Origin of the sequence: Emticicia sp. W12TSBA100-4, from assembly GCF_040253585.1 — a bacterium.
Classification (GTDB): domain Bacteria; phylum Bacteroidota; class Bacteroidia; order Cytophagales; family Spirosomataceae; genus Emticicia.
In genome coordinates this window covers 1-267 of record NZ_JBELAU010000110.1, presented here as the reverse complement: position 1 = coordinate 267, position 267 = coordinate 1, and the positions used below count along the sequence as shown (strand labels likewise).

The window sequence follows — 267 nt, the reverse complement described above, 5'->3', positions numbered from 1 at the left end:
TACCTACACAGCGACATGTATCAACAGTTGTGGTGAAAGTGGAGCGAGCAATGTAGTAGTTATCACAACAGGTAGTAGCCCAGCGGCACCAGTAATTTCAACGAACAGAAACAGCTTGTGTAATGCAGAGACAGCAACGTTGACAGCAACAGGTTGTGCAGGTAGCTTGAAATGGAGTACGAATGCAACAGGTAGCAGCATCAATGTAAGCACCGCTGGAAGTTATACAGCGACATGTATCAACAGTTGTGGGGAAAGTGGATTGAG

General features: G+C 46.1%; 1 pseudogene. It reads left to right on the top strand.

Going from position 1 to position 267, the window contains the following annotated elements:
* Positions 1–267 (top strand): annotated as a pseudogene (locus ABR854_RS25985) (hypothetical protein); the annotation flags it as partial.